Origin of the sequence: Rhodanobacter sp. FDAARGOS 1247, from assembly GCF_016889805.1 — a bacterium.
Taxonomy (GTDB): domain Bacteria; phylum Pseudomonadota; class Gammaproteobacteria; order Xanthomonadales; family Rhodanobacteraceae; genus Rhodanobacter.
Genome location: NZ_CP069535.1, coordinates 712,612 through 736,686 on the forward strand (window position 1 = coordinate 712,612; position 24,075 = coordinate 736,686).

A 24,075-nucleotide genomic window follows, 5' to 3' on the forward strand; every position below is an offset into this window, starting at 1 on the left:
CGGGAATGGAGAATCGGCAATGGTTCGCCGTTTCGATGCTCCGGGGTTTGCATGGCCACGACGACGCGATAACTTTCCCGATTCCCGATTCCCGATTCCCGATTCCCGATTCCCGATTCCCGATTCCCTGAGGAAACCCCATGTCCCGCAGCATCATCACCACCGAACAGGCGCCGGCCGCGATCGGTCCGTATTCGCAGGCGGTACGAGCCGGCAACACCGTTTACTTCTCCGGCCAGATTCCGCTGGACCCGGCCACCGGCGCGCTGGTCGATGGCGATGTCACCGCGCAGACACGGCGCGTGTTCGACAACCTCACGGCGGTGGCCACGGCCGCCGGCGGCTCGCTGGCGCAGATCGTGCGGGTGGGCATCTACGTCACCGACCTGGCGAACTTCGCCGCGGTGAACGCGGTGATGGCGGAATACTTCCAGCTGCCGTATCCGGCGCGCTCCACGATCGAGGTATCCGCGCTGCCGAAGGCGGCCCAGGTCGAGGTGGACGCGGTGATGGTGCTGTCCTGAGCGACATCGGCTGATCCAGCGCGAGGCCGACGCCGACAGCATGCGTCGCCGTCCGGCTTACGATGGATGAGGATGCTCGGGTAGGCTTGTCGTTCATGGCCACACGTCCCGCCCGCCCCGCAGTCCCCATCGACACCGATCCCGGCCTCACGCCGGTCGGCAAGCTGCCGGGAGTGGGGCCGGCGCTGGTCGCGTCGCTGGCCCGGCTGGGCCTGGAACGGGTGCAGGACCTGTGGTTCCACCTGCCTTTGCGCTACGAGGACAAGACCCGGGTTACCCCGATCGCCGAGCTGCGTCCGGGCGACCGGGCCCAGGTCGAAGGCGTGGTCGAGGCGGTCGAGCGGGGCTTTCGCTATCGACCCCAGCTGAAAGTGGCGATCGGCGACGACAGCCGGCAGACCCTGCTGCTGCGCTTCTTCCATTTCAATCGCGCCCAGGCCGAGCAGTTGCTGCCGGGCGCGCGACTGCTTTGTTACGGCGAGGTTCGCCATGGCGCGCAGGGCCTGGAAATGGTGCATCCGACTTACCAGCGCCTGACCGGCGAGGCCGTGGCGGCCGTCGACGACCTGCTCAGCCCGGTCTATCCGACCACCGAGGGGCTGGGGCCGAAGCGGCTGGCCGGGGTGATCGGCAAGGCACTGGCGCTGCTGCCACCCGCGGCCCAACTGGAGCTGATTCCGTCGGCGCTGTGCGCCGAACATGGCCTTACGTCGCTGCGTGACGCACTGCTGTACGTGCATCGCCCGCCGCCGGACGCGCGCCTGGACCAGTTGGTGCTGGGCCGGCATCCGGCGCAGCAGCGACTGGCGTTCGAGGAGTTGCTGACCCAGCACCTGAGCCTGCGCCGCATGCGCGAGGCGGTGCGTCGCCGCCGTGCGCCGAAGCTCGGTGGTGACGGCGGGCTGCGCCGGCAGTTGCTGGCCAGCCTGTCGTTCCGGCTGACGGCGGCGCAGCAGCGGGTCACCGACGAAGTGGCTGGCGACCTGGCACGCAACCATCCGATGCTGCGACTGGTGCAGGGCGACGTTGGCAGCGGCAAGACCGTGGTGGCGGCGCTGGCTGCGCTGGCGGCGGTCGAAGCCGGTCATCAGGTGGCGTTGATGGCGCCGACCGAACTGCTGGCCGAACAGCACCTGCACAATTTCCGGCACTGGCTGCAGCCGCTCGGCATCGAGCTCGAGTGGCTGGCTGGCAAGGTCACCGGCAAGGCGCGCCAGCAGGCGCTGGCCCGGGTTGCCGGCGGTGCAGCGGTGGTGATCGGCACCCACGCGCTGATGCAGGAGGGCGTGGCGTTTGAACGGCTCGGTCTGGTGATCGTCGACGAACAGCACCGCTTCGGCGTGCAGCAACGCCTGGCCCTGCGCGACAAGGGCAGGGACGGGCAACTGGTGCCGCACCAGCTGGTGCTGACCGCGACGCCGATCCCGCGCACGCTGGCGATGAGCGCGTATGCCGACCTGGATGTCTCGTCGATCGACGAACTGCCGCCCGGACGCACGCCGGTGCAGACCATCGCGATCTCCAACGCGCGGCGGATCGAGGTGATCGAGCGCATCCACGCCGCTTGCGGCGAGGGGCGCCAGGTGTACTGGGTGTGCACCCTGATCGAGGAATCCGAGCAACTGCGTGCGCAGGCGGCCGAAGTGGCGCACGCGGAACTTTCCGCGGCGCTGGCCGGCTTCAAGGTCGGCCTGATCCATGGCCGCATGAAGCCGAAGGAAAAGCAGGCGGTGATGGATGCGTTCAAGGCCGGCGAGCTCGCCGTGCTGGTGGCCACCACGGTGATCGAGGTCGGCGTGGACGTGCCGAACGCCAGCCTGATGGTGATCGAGAACAGCGAGCGGCTGGGCCTGGCCCAGTTGCACCAGTTGCGCGGCCGGGTCGGCCGCGGCGCGGTGGCCTCCAACTGCGTGCTGCTGTACCAGCCGCCGCTGGGCCAGCTGGCACGCGAGCGCCTGCAGGTGATGCGGGAAACCAGCGACGGGTTCCGCGTCGCCGAAAAGGACCTGGAGCTGCGCGGGCCCGGCGAAGTGCTGGGTACCCGCCAGACGGGGCAGCTCAGTTTCCGCATCGCCGACCTCACCCGCGACGCACACCTGTTGCCGGCCGTGCAGCAGGTCGGCGAACGGATGCTGGCGGAGCATCCGCAGCAGACCGGCCAGTTGATCGAGCGCTGGATCGGCGGCGCCGCCCGTTACGCGCATGCGTGAGGGGTGAGGCGGGAATCGGGGCGAAGCGCTGGCTTCTGTTCCCCGTTCCCGGTTCCCTTTAAGCTACCCCGTTGATCTCACCCGACCTGTCCACATGACCAAGCCGCAACTCCTGATCGACACCGATCCCGGTGTCGACGATGCCCTCGCCATCCTGATGGCTTACGCCCATGCCGATCTGGCCGGCCTCAGCATCGCCGCGGGCAACGTGGGCCTGGGCCACACCGTGCGCAACGCGCGCACCCTGGTCGACCTGGTGGGCATGACGACGCCGGTCTTCGCCGGGTGCGCCATGCCGCTGGTGCGCGCGCCGGAAGAAGACGCCGCCTTCGTGCATGGCCAGGACGGTTTCGGCGACGTGGGTTTCGCCGAACCCGCCGCCGCGGTGTCGACCGAGTCGGCGGCGCTGGCGCTGTTGCGCCTGACCCGCGAGCGCCCCGGCGAGTTGACCCTGGTGGCGCTGGGCCCGCTGACCAACCTGGCGCTGGCGCTGCGGCTGGACCCGGGCCTGCCCGAACGGGTGGCGCGACTGGTGGTGATGGGTGGCGCGGTCACCGGTCACGGCAACACCGGCAAGGTGCCGGCGGAATTCAACATCGGCTTCGACCCCGAGGCGGCCCACGTGGTGTTCGAGGCGTTCCCGGCATTCGACCTGGTCGACTGGGAAGCCACCCTGCGGCACGCCTTCGACGATGCCGAGTTCGACGGCTGGCTGGCCGCCGGCGACCATCGCGCGGATTTCTTCGGGCGGATCGTGGCCACGGCGCGTCGCTACAACGCCCTGCACGAACGCACGGGGCTGGTCGCCGCGGACGCCCTGGCGATGGCCGTCGCGCTGGACCCCTCGATCGTCACCCGCAGCGAAAGGCGGGCGGTGGCGGTGGAGCTGGATGGTCGACTGACCCGCGGCGCCACCGTGGTCGACTGGACGGCGCGGCTGGGCCGACCGGCCCAGGCGAACATCGTGCTGGAGGTAGACCAGGCCCGCTTTGCGGCGATGGTGAAGCGCGCGCTGGGCGTTCCGGGCTGATCCGCGGGCCGGGGCGACTTGCGCAGCCAGGCGCATCCTCGTTACAATGCCGCTCTTTTCACCACCGCTTTAGAGCCAGCCATGAAGCCTGATATCCATCCGAATTACGTCCCGGTGGTGTTCCAGGACCTGTCGTCCGACTTCTCGTTCCTGACCAAGTCGACCATGTCCAGCAAGGAAACCATCAAGTGGGAAGACGGCAACGAGTACCCGCTGATCAAGGTGGATATCTCCAGCCATTCGCACCCGTTCTACACCGGCAAGCAGAAGACGCTTGACGTGGGCGGCCGCGTCGACAAGTTCCGTCGCCGTTACGCGGGCTCCGTCAAGGAGTAATCGCCGGTTGCTGCGGGCCGGTTGCTGCAGGCGCCTGGCGCCGGTCAGCAGATCCGATCGCCAACGCGGTTCGAAGACACGGGGCAGGCGCAGGCCTGCCCCGTGTCTTTTCGTGTCCGGCATTCGACCATTCGCCATCGAATGCGCGCGTGGCCTTGTGCGATAATGGCGGGTGAGCTGACGCCAAGGCGTTCGTTGCTTCGGCTGTTTTCCCCGGCCGCCGAAGCCAGGCATTCCGCACCGGACGGCATCGCCCATGGCGATGCCGTCCGGTGATGACCCACATGCAAGGAGATTTCCGTGTCCGATCCCAAGATCGTCAAGTTGGTGGATGAGTCGACCAGTCGCAGCAGCGAGCTGCCCCTGGTCAGCGGCACGCTGGGACCAGCGTGCATCGACATCGCCACCCTGTACAAGGACACCGGCCATTTCACCTACGACCCGGGTTTCGGCAGCACCGCCAGCACCAAGAGTGCGATCACCTACATCGACGGTGACAAGGGCGTGCTGCTGTATCGCGGTTACCCGATCGAGCAGCTGGCGGAGAAGTCCAGCTTCCTAGAGGTGGCCTACCTGCTGCTGAACGGCGAGCTGCCCAAGGCGGACGAGTTTGCTGCGTTCGAGCACGATGTCTCGCATCACACCATGCTGCACGAGTCGCTGAAGAACTTCTTCCAGGGCTTCCACCACGACGCGCACCCGATGGCGATGCTGGCCGCGGCCGTCGCCTCGTTGTCGGCGTTCTACCACGACGACCTCAACGTCGATGATCCGGCCGACCGCAAGCTGGCCGCGATCCGCCTGATCGCCAAGATGCCGACGATCGCCGCGGCCTGCTACCGCTATTCGATCGGCTGGCCGTCGCGCTATCCGCGCAACAACCTCGAGTACGTCGACCGTTTCCTGCACATGATGTTCGAGGTGCCGAGCGAGCCGTTGCAGATGAATCCGGTCGCGGCCAAGGCGCTGGACCTGCTGTTCATCCTGCACGCCGACCACGAGCAGAACGCGTCGACCTCGACTGTGCGCCTGGTCGGTTCCACCGGCGCCAATCCGTATGCGTCGATCGCCGCCGGCATCACCGCGCTGTGGGGCCCGGCCCACGGTGGCGCGAACGAGGCCGTGCTCAAGCAGCTCGAGGAAATCGGCAGCCCGGACAACGTCGAGTCGGCGATCCTGCGCGCCAAGGACAAGAACGACAGCTTCCGCCTGATGGGCTTCGGCCATCGCGTGTACAAGAACTTCGACCCGCGCGCGAAGATCATCCGCGAGATGTGCCACAAGGTGCTGGCCGAACTGGGTGTGAAGGATCCGCTGCTGGATGTGGCGATGAAGCTGGAAGAGGCGGCGCTGAAGGACGAATACTTCATCGAGCGCAAGCTGTATCCGAACGTCGATTTCTACTCGGGCATCATCTACAAGGCGCTGGGCATTCCCACCGAGATGTTCACCGTGATGTTCGCCATCGCCCGCACCGCCGGCTGGATCGCGCACTGGATCGAGCAGCATGAAACGCCGGGATCGCGGATCGGTCGCCCGCGCCAGGTCTATACCGGTGCCGACGTGCGCGACTTCGTGCCGACGACGAAGCGCTGAGCATCTGCGGTTGAAGGAAAGCCCCGGCCATGGTCGGGGCTTTTTTCATGCGGGGCAGATCGCTTCAGCGCAGGGCGGCGCTCAACTGCTGCTCGAAATCGTCGGCGGGATCTTCCGCCAGCAGCAGTTCCACCTGGGTCAATGACGCGCGCCGCATCGGCCGGTCGTCGGCACGATCCAGTGGCGCCTGGCGCAGCGCGTCGCGCGGCAGCACGGTGAGGTCGAACGGCAGTTCGTCGGCGGCGAACAGCAGTACCTGATATTCCGGCTGATCCTCGTCGCGGCCGTAGCGCAGCCGGCGCACCTGGGTATCGAACGGCACGCCGTGTTCGCGCAGGTAGAGCATCACGGCCTCCGGATCGTCGCTGTAGACGTGCAGGCACACGGCCGAGTGGGCGTCCGCCGTGCCTTCCAGCACCGCGCCGACCAGGCGTGGTTCGAAGGCGGCCAGGAAACGCATCGCGTCGAGCGCCGCCTCCCGGCGTTGCCGCAGCAGTTGCGGCTGGCTGTCGCCGAGGAACAGGCGCTGGTGTTCGCGCAAGGCCTGCTCGATTTCCTGGTTGCGGGGCAGCGCCTGGGTGTCGAGGATGCCCAGGCGTTCCGCCGCCTTCAGCTTGGCGTGGTGGAAATCGCGGATGCCGTGCTCGCTCATCAGCCGCGCCGCTTCCTGGGCGATGCGGACACGGTTGCGTTGCAGGCGGTCATGCGTGTGGATGCGGTGGTGCTCGCCTCGTGACATGGACAGGGCGCTCCTCATCATGCGGTAACCGGCAGCTTCCGTCGGTCGGGCCGCTGCCGGCGAGGGTTCAGAAGATGTCGTAGGCGTGTTGCTGGTCCTGCTCCTTCTGCTGGGCAGCCTGGCTGCGCAACCGGTCGACGTCCTCCACTTTGAATATCTCGCTCATGGCATCGGGATCGCCCGCGCCGGAGGGCAGTCCGCTGTAACGGTTGATCATTACCGTACTGATTCCCGGCGGCATCGGCAACGTGCTGGATGGCTGGTCCTTGAGCGCGCTGCCCATGTAGGACATCCAGATCGGCAGCGCTGCCTTGGCGCCGAACTCGCCCCGGCCGAGTGAGCTGTAGTCGTCGAAGCCCACCCACACGGCGGTCGACAGCTCGCCGTTGAAGCCGACGAACCAGGCGTCGCGGTGGTCGTTGGTGGAGCCGGTCTTGCCGGCCAGGTCGTCGCGTCCCAGCGCGCGGGCGGCCGAACCGGTGCCGCGCAGGATCACGTCCTTCATCAGCGACACCATCAGGTAGTCGTTGCGCACTTCGATCACGTGCGGCGCCAGCACCGGGGCGTGCGCGCCGGCGCCGTGTGCATCGGCCGGGAGCACGGCTTCGCCCACGCCGTCGACGCTGCTCGACTCGGCCGGCTCGCCGGCCTGGCTGGCCAGGTTGTTGGCCGGCGTCGGATTCATGTCGGCTGGCGGCGGGCCGGGCGGATTGGTGTCCAGCAGGCGCTCCTGGCAATTGCGGCAGGCGCGGGCCGGGTTCGCCACGTAGACCGGCGTGCCATTGCGGTCGTCGATCTCGTGGATGAAATACGGCGTGACCAGGTAGCCGCCATTGGCGAACACGGCGTAGCCGCGAGCCATGCTCATCGGCGACACCGAGGCGGTGCCCAGCGCCATCGACAGGTTGGCCGGGATGGCGTCCTGCGAGAAACCGAAGCGGGTCGCGTACTCGCGCATGAAGCGCACGCCGATGGCGTCGAGCAGGCGCACCGAGACCAGGTTCTTCGATTGCACCAGCGCCTCGCGCAGGCGCATCGGACCGGCGAACTTGCCATCGTCGTTGGAAGGCGTCCAGATGCCGTTCGGTCGCGATGGGTCGGGCAGGGCCAGCGGTGCGTCATTGATGATCGAGGAGGGCGTAAAGCCCCGCTCGAACGCTCCCGAGTACAGGTACGGCTTGAAGCTGGAGCCGGGCTGGCGGGCGGCCATGACCGCGCGGTTGAACTTGCTGCGGACGAAGCTGAAACCGCCGACCAGGGCCTGGATCGAGCCGTCCTCCGGATTCACCGAGGTCAGCGCGGCCTGCGCGGCGGGGATCTGCGCCAGCTGCCACTCGCCCTTGTCGTCGCGGGCCAGGCGGATGATGTCGCCGCGCTTGAGCACGGCATCGACCCTCGTCGGCGTGGCTCCGACCCGGTCGTCACTGATGTGCGGGCGAGCCCAGCTGAGGGCGGCCAGGTCGAGAATCGCGCTTTCGTGGCTGGACAGGTAGACCGTCGCCTGTCCGGCGTCGCTGGCGGTGACGATGCCCGGCTGCATGCCCGAGATGCTGCCGTAACTGCCCAGCAGGTTGTCGAAATCGGCGTCGCCCGCATTCGCCGGCAGGTCCTGGTGGGCTTCCGGGCCGCGCCAGCCGTGGCGGCGGTCATAGGCGATCAGCCCTTCGCGCACCGAATCCACCGCGGCCTGCTGACGGCCGCTCTGCACCGTGGTCTTCACCACGTAGCCTTCGGTCAATGCGTCGTTGCCGAAACGGTCGAGCACCTGCCGGCGCACCATCTCGGCCAGGTAGGGGGCGTCCACCTCGATCGGCTGCTCATGCGGGTAGGCGTGGTTCGGCTCGGCGATCGCCTGCTCGTAGACGGCCTTGGTGATGTAGTCGTGGCGCAGCATCTCGCCCAGCACCCAGTTGCGCCGCGCAATCGCCCGCTTCTGCCCGTTGATCGGATTGACCACCGAGGGCAACTGGAAGGTCGATGCGATCAGCGCGCACTCGGCCACGCTGAGCTGGTCCAGGGTCTTGCCGTAGTAATACTCCGCTGCCGCGGCCACGCCGTAGGAACGGTGGCCGAGGAACATCTTGTTGAGGTACAGCTCGAGGATCTGGTCCTTGCTCAGCTCGTGCTCGATGCGCAGCGCGATGAAGATCTCGGTGAGCTTGCGCGAATACAGCTTCTCGGGGCTGAGGAAGAAGTTGCGCGCCACCTGCTGGGTGATCGTCGAGCCACCCGGGCCCTTGTCGCCGCCGGTCACCACCACATGCCAGCCGGCACGCGCGATGCCGTGCCAGTCCACGCCCGGGTGGTGGTAGAAGTCGGCGTCCTCGGCCGAAAGCACCGCATGCTTGAGCCGGTCGGGCACCTTGTCGATGTCCACCGGGATGCGCCGCGTCTCGCCGAAGCTGGCGATCAGCTTGCCGTCGGCACTGACCACCCGCAGCGGTACCTGCATGGGGTAGTTCTTCAGCTCGGCCACCGAGGGCAGCCGGGGAGAGATCAGCCAATACGCCACACCCACCGCGATAACTGTCAGGAGCAAACCGGAAAAGGCCAGGAGCAGAGCCCAGCGCAACAAGCGTTTGAAAATTTGCATGGTGTGGAGATAGCGAGACCTGAGTCAAAACATGGCAGAGTATAGATGTAGCAGTATTCCCCGCATGAGGCGTGGTTTGCCAAAGCTCGAACCGGCCCGCCGAAGCAAGGGTCGAGCCAAGAAGGGGTTTCGCCTAAATGTGGCCCGGATCACGCCAATCACTTGAGAAAGTTTCCGTAGACCGTTGCCATTGCATTAATTTTTCGATTTAATGCCACTGCGCACCCCGCCAGGTTTCTGGCTACGGGCGTCAGCGGCAAGGGGGAAACACCGTGGGGCTCTTTACACCGAAGAAGCCGGCGCTGATTGGTGTCGACATCAGTTCGACTGCCGTCAAGCTGCTGCAGCTAAGTCAGGCGGGTGGCCGTTATCGCGTGGAGCACTACGCGGTCGAGCCACTGCCGCCGAACGCCGTGGTCGAGAAGAACATCGTCGAGATCGAGGCGGTGGGTGATGCGATTCGTCGCGCGCTGGCACGCTCGGGCTCCAAGCTCAAGCACGCCGCTGCGGCGGTGGCCGGCTCCGCCGTGATCACCCGCATCATCCCGATGACCAGCGAGTTGTCCGACGACGATCTGGAAGGCCAGATCCAGGTCGAGGCGAACCAGTACATCCCGTATCCGATCGACGAAGTCAGTCTCGATTACGAGGTGCTCGGCCCGGTCCGCGACAACCCCGACATGAACAACGTGCTGCTGGCGGCCTCGCGCACCGAGAACGTCGACATGCGGGTGGCCGCGCTGGACCTGGGCGGACTCACCGCCGCGGTGATCGACGTGGAGGCGTTCGCGATGGAGAACGCCTTCGCCATGATCGCCGACCAGCTCAATGTCAGCCGTGAGGCGCTGGTGGCCGTGGTCGACATCGGCGCCACCATGACCACCCTGTCGGTACTGCGCAACCAGCGCACGATCTACTCGCGCGAGCAGGTCTTCGGCGGCAAGCAGCTGACCGACGAGATCATGCGGCGCTTCGGCCTTTCCTACGAGGAAGCCGGCCGCGCCAAGCGCAAGGGCGGCCTGCCCGAGTCCTACGAGACCGAGGCGCTGGAGCCGTTCAAGGAATCGCTGATCCAGCAGATCAGCCGCCTGCTGCAGTTCTTCTTTGCCGGCAGTGAATACAGCAAGGTCGACCAGGTCGTGCTGGCCGGTGGCTGCGCCTCGATCGAAGGCCTTGGTCCGATGCTCGAAGAGCAGCTCGGCGTGCCCTGTGTCGTCGCCAATCCGCTGGCCCGCATGTCGCTGTCGCCTCGGGTCCAGGCGCAGTCGCTGGCGCAGGACGCCCCCGCGTTGATGATTGCGGTGGGCCTCGCCTTGAGGAGCTTCGACTGATGGCACACGTCAATCTACTTCCGTGGCGCGCCGAGCGACGCAAGCAACGCGAGCGCGAGTTCTACATGCAGCTGGTTGCCGCCTTCGTGGTCGGCATTGGCGCGTTGCTGGTGTGGATGTTCTGGATGGACCAGCGCATCGACAACCAGAATGACCGCAACGCCTACCTGCAGACCGAGATCAAGCAGCTCGACGTGCGCATCGCCAAGATCAAGGAGCTGGAGAAGGTGCGCGAGCACCTGCTGGCCCGCAAGCAGATCATCGAGCAGTTGCAGGCCGACCGCTCGCAGATGGTGCATCTGTTCGACGAACTGGTGAAGACGATCCCGACCAGCGCCCGCCTGACCGGACTCAAGCAGAGCGGCCAGTCGATGTCGCTCGACGGCGTGGCGCAGTCCAACGCCAGCGTGGCCGAATACATGCGCAACATCGAAGTCTCGCCGTGGATGGGCCATGCCGACCTGCGCCAGACGCAGAACACGCATGATGCCTCCCGCATGCCGTACTCGTTTGGCCTGAACGTGCAACTGAGCAAGCCGAAAACCGACGAAGTCGACCCCACCAAGACGCCGTTGCCGCCCGCGGGCAGCAGCTCCAGCGCCGCGCCGGCCGTACCGGCACCGCTGGGTGCGGCGGCCAAGGCAGTGACCACGCCCGCGGCCCCGGTGACGCCGGAAGCCAAGCCGGTCAGTGCGCCGGCTGCGAAGGGAGGTGTCTGATCATGAGTTTCCTCAGTGATATCCAGAACCTCGATCGCAACAACGTCGGTGGCTGGCCGCAGTCGGTAAAGATCTTCTTCACCACGCTCCTGTTCGGCCTGGTGTTGCTGGCCGGCTGGTACTTCGTCATCAGCGACCAGCAGGACAGCCTGAATTCGCTGGTCGGCAAGGAAGGTTCGCTCAAGCAGGAATTCGCCACCAAGCAGGCCAAGTCGGTCAACCTCGAGGCACTGCAACAGCAGCTCGACGAGATGCAGGACATGCTGCGCCAGTTGCTGCGCCAGCTGCCCAGCAAGACCGAGATGCCGGAGCTGCTGACCGACATTTCGCAGACCGCGCAGTCGGCCGGCCTGGAGACCGACCTGTTCCAGCCGGGTCCGGAGACGCCGAAGGACTTCTACGCAGAGCGACCGATCGCCCTGAAGTTCAGCGGCACCTACCACCAGTTCGGCACCTTCATCAGCGGCGTGGCTTCGTTGCCGCGGGTGGTGATCCTCACCCTGCACGACGTGTCGCTGACACCGAAGGCGGCGGGCGACAAGGGCGCGAACGGGCAACTGGTCCTGCAGGGCACCGTCAAGACCTATCGCTACCTCGATGACGATGAGAGCGCGGCATCAGCCAAACCCGCGGGCAGGAACAGGGCGGGGGGCCGGAAATGAACAAGCAGACATTCATCAAGCCGGCACACGCCGCACGCTTCGCGCTGATGCTGGGCGCCGTGCTGGTCCTCGGCGGCTGCACCCGCGGCATGTCCGACCTGCGCAGCTGGGTTGCCCAGGAAAAGGCCAAGAAGGGCGCGCCGATCCAGCCGTTGCCGGTGATCAAGACCTTCGAAACATTCAAGTACGACGACCAGGATCGCCGTGACCCGTTCAGCCCGAGCACGGCCGAGCTGGACAACAACAGCACCGCCAACACCGGTCCCAGGCCGGACGCCAACCGCGCCAAGCAACCGCTTGAGCTGTTCGCGCTGGACAGCCTGAAGATGGTCGGCACGGTCGGTGCCGGCGGCAGCATGGAAGTGCTGGTCAAGGACCCGGGCGGGGTGATCCACCGCGTCCATGTCAACGAGTACATGGGTCAGAACTACGGGCATATCACGGCGATCAGCGAAGACCATATTGATCTGGTCGAGCTGGTATCCAACGGTAATGGTGGCTGGATGGAACGTCCTGCCAGCATCGCGCTCGACGCGAAATAGGTAGACAGGGGCTGATGCAATGAGCAACCAAATCCAATCCGTGCGGGGCCGTGTCATGCGCCATGCAAGCCGTTACATGCTGATGGGCCTGCTGATCGCTGGCGCCACCTGGACCAGCGCTGCGATGGCAGCCACCACCACGCTGAAGAACATCAGCTACGACGCACTGCCCGGTGGCAGCGTGGAGTTGCACATGGACTTCGGCAATGGCCCGGTGCCGGATCCGAAGATCTTCACGACCGGCAACCCGCCGCGCATCGCGGTGGACTTTGCCGACACCGACAACGCGGCGCCGCGCCATCTGGACATCGGCAAGGGCTCGACCTCGGGCGTGTCCGCCGTCTCCGCTGGCGGTCGCACCCGCGTCGTGGTGGAACTGATGCGTGAGTCGAGCTACCGCTCGCGGATCGACGGCAGCAGCCTGATCCTGACCGTGAACAACGGCAGCGCCGACCAGGCGGTGACCACCGCCGCCACGATCGACCCGACCAAGGCCCTGCCGTCCTCGTCGAACGGTCCGGCCATCTCCAACATCGACTTCCGTCGTGGCCCCAACGGCGAAGGTCGCGTGCTGATCAACTTCAGCGGCAGCGGCGCCAACGCCGAAATGACCCGCAGCGGCGACAAGGTGCTGGTCACCATTGATCACGCCAACCTGCCGGCCAACCTGGCCCAGCGCCTCGACACGCTCGACTTCGCCACGCCGGTGCAGTCGATCGTCACCCGTACCGGCAACGGTGGCGGTGCGCGCATGGAGATCGCGGTCAAGGGCAACGTGGAAACGTCCGCCTACCAGACCGCCGACCAGTACGTGGTCGAAGTGGCGCCGAAGAAGGCCGACGCCAAGCAGGCCCAGCTGGGCAAGCTCGACCAGGAGCCGAGCTACAACGGCAAGCGCGTCACCTTCAACTTCCAGGACATCCCGGTGCGCTCGGCTCTGCAGCTGATCGCGGACATCTCCGGGCTCAACCTGGTCGCTTCGGACAGCGTTGGCGGCAGCGTCACCCTGCGTCTGGTCAACGTGCCGTGGGATCAGGCGCTGGACGTGATCCTGCGTGCCAAGAGCCTCGACAAGCGCCGTAACGGCAACGTGGTCTGGGTTGCCCCGCAGGCCGAGCTGGCCAAGTACGAACAGGATCTGGCCGATGCCAAGCTGAAGGCGCAGGACACCGCCGAGCTGGTGACCGACTACGTGCCGATCAGCTATGGCAAGGCTTCGGACATCGCCACCTTGCTCACCACCGGCAGCAAGCAGGGCCAGGGCGGTGGCGGTGGCGGCAGTAGCGGCAGCAACACCCAGCGTGGCTTCCTCTCGCCCCGCGGCAGCGTCTCCTTCGACGTGCGTACCAATACCCTGCTGCTCAACGACACGCCGGAGAAGATCCGCCAGTTGCGCGAGCTGATCGCGGTGCTGGACAAGCCGGTGCAGCAGGTGCTGATCGAATCGCGCATCGTGGTCGCCACCGACGACTTCACCCGTGAACTGGGCGCGAAGTTCGGCATCAGCGGCAAGCAGACCAACCCCAGCGGCCAGGTGCTGCAGCTCGGCAGCGGCGTGCCCAGCGCGATCGGCGACAACAGCGCCCCGAACACGGTCGGCTCCGGTGGCCTCAACGTGAACCTTCCTACCAGCCTGAAGGGCGGCAGCTTCGGCCTGGCCATCCTCGGCGCGAACTATGCGCTGGATCTGGAACTCTCCGCCGCCCAGACCGAAGGTCGTGGCGAGGTGATCTCCAGCCCCCGCGTGATCACCGCCAACCAGCAGGAAGCGGTCATCCGCCAGGGTCAGGAAATCGGCTACGTGACCTTCCAGAACAGCGCCGGGGGCGGCGCCGGCAGTGGCACCGCCACGGTGCAGTTCAAGGACGCCGTGCTGGAACTGAAGGTCACCCCGACGATCACCGCCGACAACCGCGTCTACCTGATGATCAACGTCAAGAAGGATGCGCTGGCCGGTTACGTCGACGCCCCGGGAAGCGGCAAGATCCCGACCATCGACACGCGTGAAGTGAACACCTCAGCCCTGGTCGACAACGGCCAGACCGTCGTCCTCGGTGGCATCTACGAGGTCAACAAGTCCAACACCATCACCAAGGTGCCCGGTCTGGGCGACATCCCCGGCATCGGCGCCCTGTTCCGCAGCACGTCGCGGGTCAACACCAAGGCCGAGCTGCTGATCTTCGTGACGCCGCGGATTCTCAGCGACACCTTGCAGTAAGTTCTGGCAGCACCACGAAAAGAGGCGGCCTCGGCCGCCTCTTTTTTTATGCGTGACGGCTGGCATGTGCCCGGCGATGGAATTTCCGGCATGGTTGATGGTCTGTAGCACGCCGAGCGAACTTGCGGTCAGGTCGCCCCATCGGTCAGGCCGCCTTCGCCTCAACCACGGAACGCCTCATGGATACACCCGAAACCGGGCCTTCGAGCCACTTGCAATCTTCCTTTGCGCAGCTGCGCGACGATCTGCAGCAATGCATCATCGGCCAGCCGCATCTGGTGCAATGCCTGCTGGTGGCGCTGCTGGCGGACGGCCACCTGCTGGTCGAGGGCGCGCCCGGCCTGGCCAAGACCACCGCGGTCAAGGCGCTCGCGGCGCGGATCGAGGCGGACTTCCACCGCGTGCAGTTCACCCCCGACCTGTTGCCGGCGGACCTCACCGGCACCGATGTCTTCCGTCCGCAATCGGGCAGCTTCGAATTCGAGCGCGGCCCGCTGTTCCACAACATCGTCCTCGCCGACGAGATCAACCGCGCGCCGGCCAAGGTGCAATCGGCCCTGCTCGAAGCGATGGCCGAGCAGCAGATCACCGTCGGTCGTCGCACCTGGCAGCTGCCCGAGCTGTTCATGGTGATGGCGACGCAGAATCCCATCGAGCAGGAAGGCACGTTCACCCTGCCCGAAGCCCAGCTCGATCGCTTCCTGATGCATGTGACGATCGGTTATCCCGATGCCACTGCCGAGCTGGCGATCCTCAAGCTCGCTCGTGAACAGGCGAGTCGCCGGGCCCATCCGGTGGCCGCCGCTCCTGCGCTGTTGAGCCAGGCCGACGTGTTCGCCGCACGCGATGCGGCGATGGCGGTGCACATGGCGCCGGCGCTGGAGGAGTACCTGACCCAGCTGGTGCTGGCCACCCGCGATGCCGGGCACTACGGGCCGGAATTGAAGCGCTGGATCGCCTGGGGCGGCAGCCCGCGCGCCACCATCGCGCTGGATCGCTGTTCGCGGGCCCAGGCGTGGTTGTCGGGGCGCGATTACGTGCTGCCCGAGGATGTGCACGCAATTGCCCATGAAGTGCTGCGCCATCGCGTGCTGCTCAGCTACGAGGCCGAGGCCGAAGGCGTGCGGCCCGACCAGGTGATCGGCCGCCTGCTGGATCTCGTGCCGCTGCCGTGAACGCCGTCGTCTCCCGAGCCGCCGACGGCGATGGACTCAGCCGGGTATCGCTGTCCGAACTGATCGCCCTGCGCGCCAGGGTCGGCAAGGTGCGGCTGGCGCCCTTGTCGAGCCGTGCCGCCCGCAGCGGTCAGCAGTCCAGCCGTCTATACGGCCGCGGCATGGACTATGCGGAATCGCGGGTCTACCAGGCCGGCGACGACGTGCGTCGGCTCGACTGGCGGCTGACCGCGCGCAGCGGCAAGTTGCATACCAAGCTGTTCCAGGAGGATCGCGAAGGCTGCCTGCTGATCCTGCTCGACACGCATGCCAGCATGCGTTTCGGCACCCGCGTGCGCTTCAAGTCGGTGCAGGCCGCGCGCGCGGCGGCGGCGGCGGCCTGGTGCGCGGTGCGCGCCGGCGAACGCGTCGGCGTGATGGCGTACGGACACGCCGACCAGCTGGTGCGGCCACAGGCTGGCCCGCGCGGCGCGCTGGCGGTGTGCGGCGCCATGGCCGAGTGGGATGCGCACGCTGGGCCGGATCGGCTCGAACCGCTTTCCGATGCGCTGGCGCGTGCCGGCCGCGTCCTGCACGGGGCCAGCCGCGTGCTGCTGATCAGCGACGGCTTCAGTTGCGACGATGCGGCACGCAGGCGGCTGCTCGATCTGGGTCGCCATGCGCAGGTCAGCGTGCTGGTGGTGGCCGACGTGCTGGAACTGGCGCCGGCGATGCCGGGTCGTTACCCGCTGGAGCATGCCGGCGAACGCTGCGAGGTGATGCTTCAGTCCGAGCGACAGCGTGGCGATTTCCAGCGTGCGCTGGGGGCCGGGCAGGCGCGACTGGGTGAACTGGCCCGTTCGCTGGGGCTGCGCTGCAGCAGCATCGACACTACGGCGGATGCCTTCGATGCGGTGGGCGGCCTGCTCGGCACGCGGAGGGGCGCCCGATGATCGCGCCCGACGGCCCGCAACTGCGCGACATCCATCTGCCCGCCGAGCCGGCGTGGTGGCCGCCGGCGCCGGGCTGGTGGGCGCTCGCGGTCATCGCGCTGCTAATCATAGGCGTGGCGATCGTGTTCGTCCGCAAGTATCGGGATGTGCTGCGCCGGCGGCGCGAGGTGATGAGCGAACTGGAGCGGATGGCCGCGCAATACGATCGGGATGCCGACGCGGCGCGACTGGTCGGCGGGCTGCATCAGCTGCTGCGCCGGGTCGCGCGTCGTCACGATGCGCGTTCCACCCGGCAGCGTGGCGAGGCTTGGCAACGCACGCTCGCGCGGGTGCCGCTGGATGCGGCGACGATGGCGCAGCTGGCGGAGCTTGAGCAACACCTCTATCGACCGCCGATGGCATTCGACCACGTCGCGACGATTGCCGCCGTGCGTCGCTGGCTGCAGCAGGCGCTGCGGCCGCGCCGCTGGAAACCGCTGCCCGCGGAGCAGACCGATGGCTGAGTTCGCCTGGCCCTGGGTGATCGTGTTGTTGCCGCTGCCGTGGCTGCTGCGGCGCTGGCTGCGTCCCGTTGCGCCCGGCCAGGCTTTGCATCTGCCGCAACCTGGCGTGCGCCTGGCCAGCGTGGCCGGCAAGCGCGCGAGTGGACTGACGCCGTGGTTGCTGGCGCTGGCCTGGCTGTGCCTGCTGGCGGCCGCGGCGCGACCGCAATGGGTGGGCCCGCCGCTGGCGCAGCAGCGCAGTGGACGAGCGCTGATGCTGGCGGTGGACCTGTCCGGCAGCATGCGCACCGGCGACATGCAGCTGGCCGGACAGCAGGTCAATCGCTTCGCGGCGGTCGAGGCGATTGCCGGCGACTTCATCGCCCGCCGCAACGGCGACGAGATGGGCCTGATCCTGTTCGGCAGCCAGGCCTTCCTGGTCACGCCGCTGACCTACGATCTTTCCGCCGTGCGCGCGCAGTTGCAGGGCGCGGCGGTGGGGCTCGCCGGCACCGAAACAGCCATCGGCGACGCCATCGCGGTGGCGGTCAAGCGCCTGTCGGCCTTGCCCGAGCAGGCCCGCGTGCTGGTGCTGCTCACCGACGGCGTCAACAACGCGGGCAGCATTGCGCCCCGCGACGCGGCCCGCGCCGCGAAGGCGGCCGGCGTGCGGATCTACACCATCGGCATCGGCGCCACGCGGCTGCGCATCCCCGGCTTCTTCGGCAGCCAGCTGGTCAATCCTTCGGCCGACCTCGACGCCGACATGCTCACCGACATCGCCACGCAGACCGGCGGCCGCTTCTTCCGCGCCACCGACAGCAGCGAACTGGCCTCTGCGTATCGGGCGATCGATGCGCTGGAGCCGATGCCGCAGCATGGCCCGGCGCTGCGCCCGCGCCATGAGTTGTTCCGCTGGCCGTTGCTGGCGGCGATCGCGCTGCTGTTGCTGGTGGTGCTGCCGCAGCGCTTCTCGCGCGGGCCGGAGCGGTCGGCATGAACGAGTTGCTGCAGCAGTTCCATTTCCTCCGGCCGGGCTGGTTGCTCGGCCTGCTGGCGTTGCCGCTGATCGGCTGGTTCGGCACGCGCCGCGATGGCGGACAGGTTGCGTTGTCGCATCTGGTCGATCCGGCCCTGCTGCCACACCTTTTGCGCGGTCGCGCCGGCCATGCCCGTCTGCCGGTGTGGCTGTTCGCACTGGCCTGGACGCTGGCTGCGCTGGCCCTGGCCGGACCGACCTGGAGCCGCATCGAACAACCCCTGTATGCCAGCCGACCGGCGCAGGTGGTGGCGATCTCGTTGTCGCAGCACATGCTGGCCCGTGACGTCGCGCCCAGCCGGCTGGATCGCGCGCGCTACAAGGCGCGGGACCTGCTGCACGCAAACCGGGACGGTCTGAACGCGCTGGTCGGTTACGCGGGCGAAGCCTTCGTGGTGGCGCCGTTGACCGCCGATGCACACAGCCTGGATGACCTGCTCGACGCGATGGCGCCCGACACCATGCCGGTGGATGGCGACAACGCCGCTGCCGCGATCGAACGGAGCGTGACGCTGATCCACGATGGCAAGGCCGGCGGTGGTTCGCTGGTGCTGATCACCGACCAGGCCGATGCGGCGGCGCAGGCGGCGGCGCGCAAGGCAAACGCCGCGGGCGTGCACGTGTCGGTGCTCGGCGTGGGCACGCCCGCCGGCGGTCCGGTGCCCTCGCCGGATGGCGGCTTCCTGCGCGATGCGGGCGGCAACATGGTGCTGTCGCGCCGCGATGACGCCGCGCTCGGCGCACTGGCCGCCGCCGGCGGTGGACGCTACGTGGTGATGAGCGCCGACCAGGCCGACATCGACGCCCTGCACGGCGAGTTGCGCCACACCCGCGCGACCCTGGCCGAAGGCCAGGTCGGCGACGAATGGCAGGATCGCGGTCCGTGGTTGCTGCTGCCGCTGTTGCTGATCGCCGCGATGGCGTTCCGTCGTGGCTGGTTGCTGGTCGTGCCGCTGCTGGTGCTGCCGCTGTTGCCCGGCACCGCCTCGGCCACCAGTTGGAAGGACCTGTGGCAGCGCCCCGACCAGCAGGCGGCGCAGGCCCTGCGCCAGGGCGACGCGAAGCGCGCCCTGCAACTGGCCCGCGATCCGGCCTGGCGCGGCGCCGCCGCCTATCGTGCCGGCGACTACCAGGTGGCGGCGCAATCCCTGCACGAGGTTCCCGGCAGCGACGGCGCCTACAACCTGGGCAATGCGCTGGCGAAGCAGGGCGAATACAAGCAGGCGATCGCCGCTTATGACGAAGCCCTGAAACGCGATCCGGCCAACGCCGACGCCAAGGCGAATCGGCAGGCGGTCGAGGACTGGCTGCGCCAGCAACAGCAGCAGTCGCCGCAGGACCAGAAGGAGCACGAAGGCCACGACGGCAAGAAGAACCAGTCGTCGGCGGGCGAGCAGGGCAAGGCTGGCCAGCAGGGTTCGCAGGGCCAGCAGAAGAACGGCGAGGGCCAGGATCAGCCGTCCGGACAAGCCGGCAAGGGCGACAAGCCGCAGGACGAGAACGGCAAGCGCGATTCGTCGCAGGAGCCCTCCGGCAAGGAAGGCGAGAACCAGGCCAAGCCACAGACCGCGCAGGAACAGGCCGAACAGAAGGCGCAGGCCGAACGTGCGCAGCAGGCGTTGAAACGGCAGATGGATGAGGCGCTGGCCCGGCAGGCCGGGGACAAGAGCAAGGACGGCCACCAGCTCGGCGCGCTGGCCAAGGACGATCCGCAGGCGAAGCTGCCGGCGGATCTGCGCCACGCGCTGCAGCGCGTGCCGGACGATCCCGGCGCGCTGTTGCGGCGCAAGTTTCAGCTCGAGTACCAGCAGCGCCACGGCGGCGCCACGAACGAGGATGGAGAACCGTGATCCTGCGAAAGTTCATCGGCGGATGCCTGCTGGCGCTGGCCTTGCTGCCGGCGCTGGCACTGGCCGGCGACGTCTCCGCCACGCTGGATCGAAACGATGTCCAGCTGGGCGAGACGGTGACGCTCAACGTGCGGGTCAACGGCCAGGGCATGGGTGTCGCCGCGCCCGACCTGGGCGCGTTGAACCGGGACTTCCAGATCCTCGGCAGCTCGCAGAACAGCAGCTACAGCATGGTCAACGGCAAGGCCAGCGCCGAGCTGACCTTCGGTATCGCGCTGCGCCCGCGGCACACCGGCGTACTGCAGATTCCCGCGCTGAGCGTGGCCGGCAGCCAGACCACGCCGCTGCAACTCACGGTGACCGCGCCCGACCCGAATGCGGCCAGCGCCTCGTCGAAAGACGTGTTCATGGAATCGCAGATCAACCCGGCGCAGGGCTATGTCGGCCAGCAGTTCACCTACGTCACGCGGCTGTATTACGCCGCCCGCATCGGTGGTGACGCGCCGCAGCCGCCGCAGGTCGCCGGCGTGGAAATCGTGCCGCTGGGCAAGGGCCTCAACTACGACACCGAGCGCGGCGGCCGCAGCTATCACGTGCTCGAACAGCGCTACGCGGTGACGCCGCAACACGCGGGCAAGGTGGAAATTCCGCCGGTCGATTTCGAAGGCCAGGCGGCCGATCCGCGCGACCCGGACAGTTTCTTCGGCGCCACCGTGCCGGTCAGCGCCAGCGCCCCGGCGCAGACCCTCGACGTGAAGGCGGCGCCAGCGGACTTCGGCGGCAGCGCATGGCTGCCCGCGCGCGAACTGAGCCTGAGCCTGGATGGCTGGCCCACCGCGCAGGACGCCGCGCCGCGGGTCGGCCAGCCGTTCAACCTCACGATGAATCTGCAGGCCACCGGACTGTCGCAGGAAGCCCTGCCGGCGCTGAGCCTGCCGCCGCTGGACGGCGCCACCGTCTACCCGGACAAGCCGGTGAGCGGCAATCGCCAGGACGGCGAATGGGTCACCGGCCGGCGCCAGCAGTCGTTCGCGATCGTGCCCGAACGCGCCGGTCCGCTGACCATTCCCGCCACCACGCTGAAGTGGTGGAACGTGGTCAGCGACAAGATGGAAGTGGCGCGGATACCCGCCCATACGATCGACGTGCTGCCCGCCGTGGGCGCGCCAGCCACGCCACCGGCAGCAGCGGCATCCACGGCGGCGGTGACCGGCGATCACACTGTGGCCACCGGCTCGACGGACGCGACGGCAAGCACGCCGTGGCGCTGGGTCGCGCTGGCCAGTTTCGGCCTGTGGCTGCTCAGCCTGGCGGTCTGGTGGTGGCGTCGCCGCCGTTCCGGTGAGGCGGCGACGCCGGTCGCGCCCGCGCGGTCGTCCGCCCGAAATGCCCAGCTGGCGTTCCTGGCCGCCGCACGCGGCAGCGACCCGGCGGCGCAGGCGCGCGGTCTGCTGGCGTGGGCGCGGGCGGAACGTCCAGCGATCCAGCATCTGGGCGATCTGTCGGCGGCGCTGGATGATCCGCGCCAGCATGCGGCGATCGCCGCGCTGCAGCGGCGACATTACGCCGGCGCCGCCGTGCCGGAGCCCGACGCGAACCTGGCCGAGGCATTCAGGCGCGGCTTCGCGTGGCGTGCGGCGAGTGCGGCAGGCAAGGATTCCGGGCTGGCGCCGTTGTATCCGTTCAAGCTGGACTGAGCGTTCCGGCACCGCGCGGCGATGGCGGTGTCCCTAGGCGGCAAGCGCCTGTGCGAACACCGCGCGCATCGCCTCGCTGAAGCAGCACAACGTGACGTCGATGCCTTCGTCGTCGGCCAGCTCCTCGCGCAGCGTGCGCACCGCTACCGTGGCGGCCAGTTCGGGCGGGTAGCCGTAGACGCCGCAGCTGATCGCGGGAAAGGCGATCGTCCGCAGTTCCCGTTCGCGCAGCAGGCGCAGTGCGTTGCGATAGCACTGGCCCAGCAAGCGCGCTTCGTCGTGGTGGCCGCCATGCCAGACCGGTCCCACCGTGTGGATCACGTGACGCGCGGGCAAGTCGAAGCCCGGCGTGATGCGTGCCTCGCCGGTGGGACAGCGCACGCCGGGAGCGGACTGGGGAAGCGCGCGGCAGGCAGCCAGCAGGCCGGGACCGGCGGCGCGATGGATCGCGCCGTCGACACCGCCGCCACCGAGCAGGCCGGGGTTGGCCGCGTTGACGATGGCGTCGACGTCGAGGCGGGTGATGTCGGCGTGGAGGGTGCTGATCGGCATGGCTTCGCGCAATGGGCGGCTTGCCCTATGCTTCAGGCAGGCATTCTGGCGCGCTGGGGTAGCAACGCATCATGGCGAAAACGGAAGACATTTCCTTTGGTTACCTGCTCAGCGACGTAACCTTGCTGTTCCGCAAGCACTTCGATCGTCGCGCGGTGAAATTCGGGCTGACCCGCGCCCAGTGGCGTGCCACCAAGATGTTGTACCACCGCGAGGGCCTGCGGCAAAACGAGCTGGCCGAGTTTCTGGAAATGGAACCGATCGCGGTGGGCCGCGTGATTGATCGCCTGCAAGCCGCCGGCTTCGTCGAGCGCCGGCCCGACCCGAAGGATCGCCGCGCATGGCGGCTCTACGTCACCGATCAGGCGAAGGTGATCGTGGGCGACATGGAGGTCATCGCGCGGGAGCTGCGCCGGGACGTTACCCGCGGCATCGATCACGACGAGTTGAAGAAGGCGCTGGCGGTGATCGGCCAGATCAAGGAAAACCTGCAGGCACTGGAACAAGGCCCCGGCGCCGACGATTGATCATCCCGCGGCTGACCAGTGCCATCAGTCGCGGTCATGACTTGCGTCATGCGGGGCATAGTGGGCGGTGTCCCGCCCCCGCGGGGTCAACCGCAGGCGCGCTGCCGCGTTGAACCGTGGCTGCGCCAGCATCGGCCAGTGACCCGCTTCGCCATCGAGCGATCCGCCGTCGTCGCATCAGGCAAGAAGATCGAGAATCCACCGCGCATGTCCTGGAAAAAAATCGTCCTCGTGCTGGCCGCCCTGCTGGTGGTCGCTGTCGCCGTCCACTTCGGGCGCGGCGGTGGAGGCGGGGCCGACCCGGTTCGCGCGCCCACGGCGGTGCCGGTGGAAGTGGCGACGGTCACGCAGGGCGACATCGAGTTGTCGTTGAAGCTGGTTGGTCGCGTCGAGCCGTGGTCGACGGTGACCTTGCGCGCACGGGTGTCGGGCCAGTTGCAGTCGCTGTCGTTCACGCCCGGCGCGCTGGTGCGCAAGGGCAGCGTGCTGGCGCAGATCGACCCGGCCCTGCTGAAGGCGCAGCTGGACCAGGCGCGTGGCAACGTGTCGCGTGACCAGGCGCTGTTGCAAAAGGCCGAGGCCGACCAACGGCGCTATGCCGACATGCTGGGCAAGGGCTTCGTCTCCAGGGCCGACTACGACCTGTACCAGGCCAACCTCGCCGTGGCCAAGGCCAACCTGCAGAGCGATCGCGCCGCGCAGGAACTGGCGCAGACCCAGCTCGACTATGCGCGGATCGTGGCGCCGTTCGACGGCATCGCCGGCGCGCCGCTGGTCTATCCCGGCGCGCAGATCAGCGCCGACAGCACCGACATCGTGCTGCTCAACCAGGTCGAGCCGGTGCGCGTGGCGTTCAACATTCCCCAGGACAGCCTGCCGGCCGTGCGCGCCGCGCGGCAGAACGGTGCGCTCGAGGTGCAGGTGGCGGTCTCGGGCGATCAGGCCGCGCCGCTGACCGGCACGCTGGACTTCATCGACAACGCGGTCGACACCAGCACCGGCACCATCGTGCTGAAGGCGCGCTTCGACAACGCCGAGCACCGGCTCACCCCGGGCCAGTTCGTGCAAGTGATGTTGCCGACCACGCGGCTGACCAACGTGGTCAGCGTGCCGGTGCATGCGCTGCAGAGTTCGACCAACGGCAGCTTCGTGTTCGTGCTCGGCGCCGACGGCAAGGTGCAGCAGCGCACCGTCACCACCGGGCCGACCAGCGCGGGGCGCACGGTGATCGACAAGGGCCTGAAGGCCGGCGAGAAGGTGGTGACCGAAGGCCAGATGCTGCTGGTCGACGGCAGTGCTGCCACCGCCAAGCGGGGCTGAA

21 protein-coding genes are annotated in these 24,075 nt (G+C 67.8%); 18 read left to right on the forward strand and 3 right to left on the reverse strand.

All coding sequences use genetic code 11. The annotated features are described in order from the left end of the window. Positions 1 to 140: 140 nt before the first annotated feature. The 5 genes from I6J77_RS03110 (at position 141) to I6J77_RS03130 (ending at position 5,696) form a co-directional block, all read left to right on the forward strand. Positions 141 to 524: a RidA family protein gene (locus tag I6J77_RS03110; RefSeq protein ID WP_204110524.1), complete on the forward strand. Its 384-nt coding sequence runs from the start codon at positions 141 to 143 to the stop codon at positions 522 to 524. A gap of 95 nt (positions 525 to 619) precedes the next feature. Beyond that, positions 620 to 2,734, forward strand: coding sequence for an ATP-dependent DNA helicase RecG (recG, locus tag I6J77_RS03115; RefSeq protein ID WP_204110525.1), 2,115 nt, complete (start codon positions 620 to 622; stop codon positions 2,732 to 2,734). Between the two features lie 94 nt (positions 2,735 to 2,828). After that, the gene (locus I6J77_RS03120; protein ID WP_204110526.1) at positions 2,829 to 3,764 is read left to right on the forward strand and encodes a nucleoside hydrolase; all 936 of its coding nucleotides are present in this window, start codon (positions 2,829 to 2,831) and stop codon (positions 3,762 to 3,764) included. An 81-nt stretch (positions 3,765 to 3,845) separates the two neighbouring features. Next, complete coding sequence (locus tag I6J77_RS03125; RefSeq protein ID WP_007807226.1) at positions 3,846 to 4,100, forward strand: type B 50S ribosomal protein L31; 255 nt, start codon at positions 3,846 to 3,848, stop codon at positions 4,098 to 4,100. A 300-nt stretch (positions 4,101 to 4,400) separates the two neighbouring features. Next, a complete protein-coding gene (locus I6J77_RS03130; RefSeq protein WP_007807225.1) occupies positions 4,401 to 5,696 on the forward strand; it encodes a citrate synthase in 1,296 nt (431 codons plus the stop codon). A gap of 64 nt (positions 5,697 to 5,760) precedes the next feature. On the opposite strand, the gene I6J77_RS03135 is transcribed toward I6J77_RS03130, so the two are convergent. Continuing rightward, positions 5,761 to 6,435 carry a hypothetical protein gene (locus I6J77_RS03135; RefSeq protein ID WP_204110527.1) on the reverse strand — a complete coding sequence of 225 codons (675 nt, stop codon included), beginning with the start codon at positions 6,433 to 6,435 and terminating at the stop codon, positions 5,761 to 5,763. Between the two features lie 67 nt (positions 6,436 to 6,502). Then, positions 6,503 to 9,028 (reverse strand): penicillin-binding protein 1A, encoded by a 2,526-nt coding sequence (locus tag I6J77_RS03140; protein ID WP_204110528.1) that lies wholly within the window; start codon positions 9,026 to 9,028, stop codon positions 6,503 to 6,505. Between the two features lie 272 nt (positions 9,029 to 9,300). Between I6J77_RS03140 and I6J77_RS03145 the strand changes: the two genes are divergently transcribed. The 11 genes from I6J77_RS03145 (at position 9,301) to I6J77_RS03195 (ending at position 21,675) form a co-directional block, all read left to right on the forward strand. After that, entirely contained in the window at positions 9,301 to 10,359 is a 1,059-nt protein-coding gene (locus I6J77_RS03145; protein WP_056718462.1) for a pilus assembly protein PilM, read from the forward strand. Next, complete coding sequence (locus I6J77_RS03150; RefSeq protein ID WP_056718461.1) at positions 10,359 to 11,078, forward strand: PilN domain-containing protein; 720 nt, start codon at positions 10,359 to 10,361, stop codon at positions 11,076 to 11,078. Before I6J77_RS03145 ends, I6J77_RS03150 begins: the two co-directional genes overlap by 1 nt. Before the next feature lie 2 nt (positions 11,079 to 11,080). Then, positions 11,081 to 11,740: a type 4a pilus biogenesis protein PilO gene (locus tag I6J77_RS03155; RefSeq protein WP_204110529.1), complete on the forward strand. Its 660-nt coding sequence runs from the start codon at positions 11,081 to 11,083 to the stop codon at positions 11,738 to 11,740. Continuing rightward, positions 11,737 to 12,282, forward strand: a complete 546-nt coding sequence (locus I6J77_RS03160) for a pilus assembly protein PilP (RefSeq protein WP_204110530.1) — start codon at positions 11,737 to 11,739, stop codon at positions 12,280 to 12,282. Before I6J77_RS03155 ends, I6J77_RS03160 begins: the two co-directional genes overlap by 4 nt. 55 nt (positions 12,283 to 12,337) lie before the next feature. Continuing rightward, complete coding sequence (gene pilQ, locus I6J77_RS03165) at positions 12,338 to 14,500, forward strand: type IV pilus secretin PilQ (protein ID WP_204110531.1); 2,163 nt, start codon at positions 12,338 to 12,340, stop codon at positions 14,498 to 14,500. A 179-nt stretch (positions 14,501 to 14,679) separates the two neighbouring features. Further along, positions 14,680 to 15,675, forward strand: a complete 996-nt coding sequence (locus I6J77_RS03170) for a MoxR family ATPase (RefSeq protein WP_204110532.1) — start codon at positions 14,680 to 14,682, stop codon at positions 15,673 to 15,675. Beyond that, complete coding sequence (locus tag I6J77_RS03175) at positions 15,672 to 16,607, forward strand: DUF58 domain-containing protein (RefSeq protein WP_204110533.1); 936 nt, start codon at positions 15,672 to 15,674, stop codon at positions 16,605 to 16,607. The genes I6J77_RS03170 and I6J77_RS03175 overlap by 4 nt, the downstream gene beginning before the upstream one ends. Beyond that, a complete protein-coding gene (locus I6J77_RS03180) occupies positions 16,604 to 17,110 on the forward strand; it encodes a DUF4381 domain-containing protein (RefSeq protein WP_204110534.1) in 507 nt (168 codons plus the stop codon). The genes I6J77_RS03175 and I6J77_RS03180 overlap by 4 nt, the downstream gene beginning before the upstream one ends. Further along, the gene (locus tag I6J77_RS03185; RefSeq protein ID WP_204110535.1) at positions 17,103 to 18,089 is read left to right on the forward strand and encodes a VWA domain-containing protein; all 987 of its coding nucleotides are present in this window, start codon (positions 17,103 to 17,105) and stop codon (positions 18,087 to 18,089) included. Before I6J77_RS03180 ends, I6J77_RS03185 begins: the two co-directional genes overlap by 8 nt. Further along, positions 18,086 to 19,978: a tetratricopeptide repeat protein gene (locus I6J77_RS03190; protein ID WP_204110536.1), complete on the forward strand. Its 1,893-nt coding sequence runs from the start codon at positions 18,086 to 18,088 to the stop codon at positions 19,976 to 19,978. Before I6J77_RS03185 ends, I6J77_RS03190 begins: the two co-directional genes overlap by 4 nt. Beyond that, on the forward strand, positions 19,975 to 21,675 hold the full coding sequence (locus I6J77_RS03195) for a BatD family protein (protein WP_204110537.1): 1,701 nt from the start codon (positions 19,975 to 19,977) through the stop codon (positions 21,673 to 21,675). Before I6J77_RS03190 ends, I6J77_RS03195 begins: the two co-directional genes overlap by 4 nt. A 33-nt stretch (positions 21,676 to 21,708) precedes the next feature. Here the strand turns inward: I6J77_RS03195 and I6J77_RS03200 are convergent, their stop codons facing one another. After that, positions 21,709 to 22,227 (reverse strand): O-acetyl-ADP-ribose deacetylase, encoded by a 519-nt coding sequence (locus I6J77_RS03200; protein ID WP_204110538.1) that lies wholly within the window; start codon positions 22,225 to 22,227, stop codon positions 21,709 to 21,711. Between the two features lie 71 nt (positions 22,228 to 22,298). Here I6J77_RS03200 and I6J77_RS03205 point away from each other — a divergent pair, with 71 nt between their 5' ends. After that, complete coding sequence (locus I6J77_RS03205; RefSeq protein WP_056764470.1) at positions 22,299 to 22,754, forward strand: MarR family winged helix-turn-helix transcriptional regulator; 456 nt, start codon at positions 22,299 to 22,301, stop codon at positions 22,752 to 22,754. Between the two features lie 207 nt (positions 22,755 to 22,961). After that, a complete protein-coding gene (locus I6J77_RS03210; protein ID WP_204110539.1) occupies positions 22,962 to 24,074 on the forward strand; it encodes an efflux RND transporter periplasmic adaptor subunit in 1,113 nt (370 codons plus the stop codon). Position 24,075 lies beyond the last annotated feature (1 nt).